This is a genomic window from Mycobacterium sp., assembly GCF_035506235.1.
Classification (GTDB): domain Bacteria; phylum Actinomycetota; class Actinomycetes; order Mycobacteriales; family Mycobacteriaceae; genus Mycobacterium.
The window spans coordinates 1-7,411 of sequence record NZ_DATJPU010000125.1; the positions used below are offsets into that span (position 1 = coordinate 1).

The following is a 7,411-nucleotide window of genomic DNA, read 5'->3' on the forward strand; positions in this document are numbered from 1 at the left end:
AAACGACCCGTTTACTGTCGCGACCAAACACTGGCATCGCCTCGACGACGGGCGGATCCAGTGCGACGTATGTCCGCGCGCCTGCAAACTTCACGAGGGCCAGCGCGGACTGTGCTTCGTCCGCGGCCGGATTGATGACCAAGTGAAGCTCACCAGCTATGGACGTTCGAGCGGGTTCTGTGTCGATCCGATCGAGAAGAAGCCGCTCAACCACTTTCTCCCCGGGTCGGCCGTGCTCTCGTTCGGGACCGCAGGGTGCAACCTGGCGTGCAAGTTTTGTCAGAACTGGGATATCTCCAAATCCCGCGAGATGGACACCCTGGCCAGTAGGGCCACTCCTGCGCACATCGCGCACACCGCTGACGAATTGGGTTGTCGCAGTGTGGCATTCACCTACAACGACCCGACGATCTTCTGGGAGTATGCCGCCGATGTCGCCAACGCCTGCCACGATCGGGGAATCAAAGCGATTGCGGTGACGGCCGGGTACATGTGCCCCGAGCCCCGCGCCGAGTTTTACCGGCACATCGACGCCGCCAACGTCGACTTGAAGGCGTTCACCGAAGACTTCTACCGCAAGGTCTGCGTCGGGCATCTGCACGATGTCTTGGACACATTGGTCTACCTGCGGCATGAGACGAAGGTGTGGCTGGAGATCACCACTCTGCTGATTCCCGGACGCAACGACAGCGACGCGGAAATCGCAGCCGAATGCGCGTGGATCCGGGAGAACCTCGGCATCGACGTACCGGTCCACTTCACCGCATTCCATCCCGACTACAAGATGCTAGACACACCGCCGACACCGCCCGCCACGTTGACGCGGGCCCGCCGTATCGGCATCGATCAAGGCCTGCGGTTCGTCTACACGGGCAACGTCCACGACGCCGAGGGTGACAGCACTTTTTGCCCAGGGTGCGGATCGGCTGTCGTGGTTCGCGACTGGTATGCCATGCGGCACTATGCCCTGACTGACGATGGCCGCTGCCGAGCATGTGACTGGGAGTTGGCCGGCGTCTACGACGGCCCGGCCGGACAGTGGGGCCCGCGGCGGCTACCTGTCCGGGCCAACCTCTTCGAGGCATGAAGTACTTAAGAGACGCCCTACCCTACTGGAGAGCGAGATAGCGATCGCCGCACACCGCTCCCAGCTCGGCGGCCTTGGCGATTGTGCCATCGGGGTCCTTCGCCGTAGCCGATGCCATCGATAAATGGCAGCGGCTGAATAGCTTCGATCGCGGTCATCGCCTCACATGCTCGTCGAACGTCAACTGTGTGCGAGAGTTGTTGGGATTGTCGGCAATGAGTCCACGCTGGATCGGCGGATCGTGGCCCGCGCGTGCGGGGCTGAGACTACGATTTCCCGGCAACTGGATGTATTTGCGTGCGGCTTGTCGTGCAGCATCAGCGGCCCCAGTTGGGAGGTCCTCGCATGGCTCATCCGTCAGTCGATCCGACGTTTTACCGGACCCCTGCGGAGGCGGCGGCCGCTCCCGCCGAGCAACTGGCGTACGTGGTGGCCTTCGACCGCGCCGCACACAGGCACGACGCGATGACCGTCGTCGATGTGAATGCGAGCTCTGACAGCTATGGGCGGGTGGTCGGCTGGACTGACGTGCCCGGCCGCGGCGACGAGCTTCATCACTTCGGTTGGAATGCCTGCAGCAGCGCCCTGAAGCACGAGGGACACGATATGGACGGCCTTGAGCGCCGCTACTTGCTGGTTCCGGGGCTGCGATCGTCCAACATATATGTGTTCGACACTCAGCCAGACCCACGCAACCCGACGCTGATCAAAACGATCGACGACAAGAGCCTGTCCCAAAACGCGGGCTACTCGCGTCCGCACACCCTGCACTGCGGACCGGAGGGGGTCTTCCTTACCTGCCTGGGCGGCCCGGAGGGCAACGTTGACGGGCCGGGCGGGATCGCACTGCTCGACCACGCCACCTTCGACGTGTTGCGTGCCTGGGAGACCGACCGGGGGCCGCAGCACTTCCACTACGACGCTTGGTGGCACCTGAATCAGAACGTGCTGATCTCGAGCGAATGGGGCAGCCCCGCGATGATCGAGAACGGCATCGTGCCGGAATTGTTGTTGGGCCAAAAGTACGGGCACGCCATCCATTTCTGGAACCTTGCCAAGGGTGAGCACATCCAGCGGGTCGACCTGGGCGCCCAGCATCAGATGGTATTGGAGGTGCGCCCGTCCCATGACCCCGAGGCGGCCTGGGGTTTCGTCGGTGTCGTGATTTCCACCGAGGACTTGTCCGGCTCGGTCTGGCGCTGGTTCCGCGACGAGCACGAGTGGAAGGTCGAGAAGGTCATCACCATCGCTGCGGAGCCCGCCGACCCGGAGCTCCTGCCTCCAGCGCTCAAGCCGTTCGCTGCAGTGCCGCCGCTCATCACCGACATTGACCTTTCGGTCGACGACCGGTTCCTCTACGTCTCCTGCTGGGGCACCGGCGAGATGAAACAGTTCGATGTGTCCGACCCCGCGAAACCAAAGCAGGTGGGATCGGTGCGGCTCGGCGGCATCATCGACCGAGCACCGCATCCAGCGATGCCCGATATGCCGTTAGCAGGCGGGCCGCAGATGGTCGAAGTCAGCCGCGACGGCAAGCGGGTGTACTTCACCAACTCGCTATACGGGGCTTGGGACGACCAGTTCTACCCCGACGGCGTCGGCGCGTGGATGGCCAAGCTCGACGCGAACCCCGACGGCGGGCTAAGCATCGACGAAAACTTCTTCCCGCACGGCGAGGAGTTCCGCGGCCTGCGCGTACACCAGATCCGGCTGCAGGGTGGCGACGCTTCGTCGGATTCCTACTGCTACAGCTAATCCTCACCGCACCGCCAACTGACCAACAATGCCGACCGCCTTTAAAGCATCGCCTCGGCCCACGCGATATGGCCCTCGAACTCAAGGGTTTTCGCCATGGCGCGGTAGCGATCCCGCAAGTGCGCGTACTCCGCGGCATCGCCTTGAGCCCGTGCCAGCAGAGCCCGCAGCCGCAGCAGCCAGATGTCGCGCGCAACTACGCCGTCGTCGGTCGGTGCCGCTGCCAACCGCTCGATCGCGGCCTCGGCTTCGGACACGTCACCGTCGGCCCCGCGCTCCAGCAATGCATTCACCAGAACACCCGTAGCGGTCATGCCCCAACCGAGCAGCCGTCCCTCCCGGAACAGATCGTCGGCGGCGGTGCGCATAAGCCGTATCGCTTCGTCGCGATCTCCACACCGAAACCTCTCACGCGCCAAGTACACGTCGACAGTCGGCAAGTCGCAGAGGTGCAGTTGCCAGCGCACATACATCTCGCGGACCTCGGTCAGCAGCTGCTGCCCCCTGTCCCGCTCCGCTGCCGGTTGGCGGTGCACCAGCGCAAGACCCAGCGTCATCCGGGCGGATGCTAATGCGAAATCGTCGCCCGATCGTTCGGCAATCCGTAAGGCATCTTCGCTCTCGCGCACCGAGCGATCATCGGCAACCAGCACGCCACCGGGTATCCCCCCGAAGTAGACGTAGCTGACGACCGTGGTGAAGGAGATAGGGTCGGCGCTTCGGGCCATGGCGAGGGCCTGCTCCACGTCGTCGCGCCAGCCGGGGCGACCCAGCGAATAGCGGGCATCAGCCCGCTGCGCGAGGGCGACCGCTAACGGAGATCCGACGATGAAGTTGCCTTTGGACGGGTCACCGTCGGCTAGGTCGATGACCCTTTGTGACCACCGGAGGACGTCCCAATACTCGGCGCTCTCCGTTTTGGCGAAGATGGGCACGCCCGACAGGCCCACCGTCAACGTCGGGTCGCCGATCGACTCGATGAGGGCCATGGCTTCGGATGCCAACTGCGACGCCTCAGGTATGCGGTCCTTGAATGCGCGCTCCGCCACCAGCCCCACCAGTGCGATCGCCAGCGACGCCTTATCCCCCGCGGCCGCGCACAGCTCCCGCAGTTCGTTGAAGCGGTCGTCGGCAATGTTTTCGTGGACTCGCCAGGCGGTCCCGCACAACATGGTCCGTGGGGCGATGCGCATCGCTGCCCGGTTCGGATCATCGGCGGGCAAAGCGTCGGCGATCGTTCGGGCGCGCTCCCAACTCAGTCGCGCCGCCGCGATGTCGCGGTTGGTCGCCCACGCCCCGGCGCGCATGTGCCAGCCGTAGGCGGCATCCCGGTCACCGCCCGCCTCCAGGTGTTCGGCGATCAGCGCGGCGTTGTCCTCGGCCGCCGCCGGGTCACGTGATTCGATGGCGGCCGCGACGCGCCGGTGCAGCGCGGCGCGATCCGACTTGAGCTGAGCGTCGTAGGCGACCGCACGAATCAGCGGATGATGGAACACATACTCGGGTCGGGGGGTGAATTTCACCTGATCGATGAACTGGGCTGCTACGAGTTCGTCAATGGCGGGTTCAATGCCAAGGGTTTTCAGCAAGTCGAGGCTGAACCGTGAGCCGATGACCGCCGCCGCGCTCAAGGTGCGCTTGGCTTTCGGGTCGAGCCGATCGATGCGCGCAGCGATGGTCGCTTGCAGAGTCGCCGGCACACGCACCTCGGCAACCTCTGCCGTGCAGGTGTATGCGCCCGTCTTGCCTTGCAGCACGCGGCGGTCAGCGAGTTCATGCACGATTTCCTCGGCGAAGAACGGGTTTCCAGTGGCCCTGTCGGCGATCGTCTGACCCAGCGCGTCAACTGATGAGTCCGGGCCAAGCAAGTCGGCCACCAAGGCAGCGGTCTCTGAATCACTCAGCGGCGCAAGGGCTATGGTTTGTGCAGCTGCCACGTGAGCCAATGCGCCCCGATATTCGGGGCGATAGGTGATCAGCACCAGCGACGGCGTCTGGGGGATCGCCACGAAGAAGTCGGCCAGCATCGACTCACTGACCTCGTCGATCCAATGGGCGTCCTCAACAACATAAACCGCTGGCGTTTCCCGAGCCAAGGAAAAAGCATTCACCAGTGCCGTCAACCGTCGCCGACGGGCATCAGGATCGATATTCGGCAGTTCCACATCGGGGTCGGCGAGGCCCAGCAGGTCATCGAGAAGTAGCGAGTCCTCGGTGTCTGCGTCGGGAACCTGGGCGCGCAGTCGATCGCGAGCAGTCTGCGGGTCAAGGCCAGTGACGCCGGTGGCCGCACGCAACAGCCGCGCCACGGCATGGAAGGGCACGTGAGCGGTGTGCGACTCGCAAAACGCGGTGAACACGTCGACCCCCCGGGTGGCCGCCATCGCAGAGACTTCCCGCACGAGACGGCTCTTGCCAATGCCAGGCGAGCCCACTACGCCGACCACAGCGCCGCGCCCGTCGATGGCACGGCCCAACAAACCCTCGACAGCGGACATCTCCCACCGCCGACCAACACGTTTGGACTCACCACGTTCGGCAGCGCGATGCCGGTCTCCCATGCCCAGCAGGCGGCAGGCGGGCACCGGCACATCGGCGCCCTTGATCTCAACCAGCTCAGATTCGCCGAGAGTCGCGGCGCCATCGACAAGTCGCGCTGTCGATGCGCTGAGCATCACCCCGCCCGGCGGGGCGACCGATTCCATCCGCTGGGCCACGCCGACTTGCTCACCGACGGCGGTATAACCGAAAGGCCCCGAGCCGATTTCACCGGCGATCACCTGACCGGAGTTAAGTCCCACGCGCAACCGTAGGTCCACACCGTCGCGCTCCATGACGTCGGCGGCCAGTCGGACGGTCGCATCTTGAATGGCCAGTGCCGCACGACAAGCGCGGATAGCGTGATCCTCCAACGCCACCGGCGCACCGAACACCGCCATGATCCCATCGCCAGTGAACTTGTCGATGGTGCCGTCGTAGCGCTGCACAACTGCGGCACAGCTGTCAGCGAGGTCGGCCATGATCTCCCGCAGGCGCTCCGCGCCCACTGCCGCGGCGATGTCCATCGAGCGGACCACGTCGGCGAACAGAATGGTCACCTGCTTGTACTCCGCCCGGGCATCGCCGTCTTGGACTGAAGCACCACAGCCGTCACAGAATCGTGCACCCTCGCGCGGCTCGGTGCCACATGTACGGCACGCGGTCGCTGCGGTCATCCACCCTCCGCCGATCCGGGCCCCCGGTTCACACAGGATAGGCGATCGGACACTTCACGAGGCGCTGTTGGCTTTGCAGATTGTGATGGGGATACGAAGTTTGAGGCTCGTGCATCTTGTCTATTTCGAGGCGGGAGAATCTACTCGGCCCGACCGGCCGTGATGTCCCACCGTGCGCGAACAGATTATGTACGTTGCGGGAATAAGGCTGCTGATGGGCTGATCGAGGGGAGCGATGATGAACTTTTCGGTGTGGCCGCCCGAGGTCAATTCGGTACTGCTCCTCGATGGGCCGGGTCCGGGGCCGATGTTGGAGGCGGCGGCGGCCTGGGACGGGATCCGCAGTGAGTTGAGCGCGGCGGCGAACGCATTCAACTCCGTGACGTCCGACCTGGCCGGCCAGGCCTGGCAGGGTCCGTCCTCGGCGTCAATGACCAACGCGGCGGCCGGGTATGTGGACTGGCTGGGCGGGGCGTCCGCTCAAGCCGAACAGTCGGCAACCCAAGCGCGGGCGGCGGCGATTGCATACGAGGCCGCGCTGGCGACGATCGTGGACCCGGGATCGATCACGGCCAATCGCGGTCAGCTGGTGTCGTTGGTGCTCTCGAACCTGTTCGGTCAAAACGCACCGGCGATCGCGGCCGCCGAGGCCGAATACGAGCGAATGTGGGCGCAGGACGTCGCCGCGATGAGCGGATATCACGCCAGTGCGTCGGCGACGGTCGCGCAGTTAGGCGATTGGGAGCAAGCGCTGCAGAACGCTTTCGCCTCCGTCGAGCAAGGAATTCAGCAGGCCCCCACGACGGTGGCCAACGGCTTCAACCATCTGTCCAACATCGTCGTTGGCAGCATCTTCGGGGCACCGGCAGCTCCGCCCTTCGCCGCAACGCAGACGGGGACCTTCACCGGCGGACCGTCGCTGGCAACCAGATTCGAAGAGGCTGCGCTGTACCCGGTGAAACCCCTCCTGGGTCTGTTCCCCGGATTCGAAGCCCAACTTTTGGCGCCGAATTCGCCATTGCTACAGCTGTTTACCGGAGACAATCCGCTACTTGGGATCGGTCTCAGCAACACACCGCCAAAGTTGTTGCCCTTGCTGCTCGGAGAAACGGTCACGCAGACCACGTCCAACGGGATGCAGGTCGTGCAGATCACGCCGGCTCATCCGAACGGCGACTACGTCGTTGCGATCCACGGTGGTGCGTTCATCTTCGCGCCGTCGATCTTTCACTGGCTCGATTACACGGTGATGGCCTACCAGACCGGCGCGACGATCGAGGTGCCGATCTACCCGTTGCTGCAGCAGGGAGGCACCGCCGGCACGGTGGTGCCCAACATGGCCGGCTTCATTTCG

At 64.5% G+C, this 7,411-nt stretch carries 4 protein-coding genes; 3 read left to right on the forward strand and 1 reads right to left on the reverse strand.

All coding sequences use genetic code 11. The features are described from left to right. Together amrS and VMD50_RS11490 are read left to right on the forward strand one after the other, a co-directional pair. The coding region (gene amrS / locus VMD50_RS11485) for an AmmeMemoRadiSam system radical SAM enzyme (RefSeq protein WP_325427875.1) at positions 1–1,087 on the forward strand (1,087 nt) is incomplete at its 5' end. 345 nt (positions 1,088–1,432) lie between these two features. Continuing rightward, positions 1,433–2,842: a selenium-binding protein SBP56-related protein gene (locus VMD50_RS11490; protein WP_325427876.1), complete on the forward strand. Its 1,410-nt coding sequence runs from the start codon at positions 1,433–1,435 to the stop codon at positions 2,840–2,842. A gap of 41 nt (positions 2,843–2,883) precedes the next feature. Here the strand turns inward: VMD50_RS11490 and VMD50_RS11495 are convergent, their stop codons facing one another. Then, a complete protein-coding gene (locus tag VMD50_RS11495) occupies positions 2,884–6,057 on the reverse strand; it encodes an ATP-binding protein (RefSeq protein WP_325427877.1) in 3,174 nt (1,057 codons plus the stop codon). A 238-nt stretch (positions 6,058–6,295) separates the two neighbouring features. Here VMD50_RS11495 and VMD50_RS11500 point away from each other — a divergent pair. Further along, on the forward strand, positions 6,296–7,411 hold a 1,116-nt coding region (locus VMD50_RS11500; RefSeq protein ID WP_325427878.1), incomplete at its 3' end, for a PPE family protein.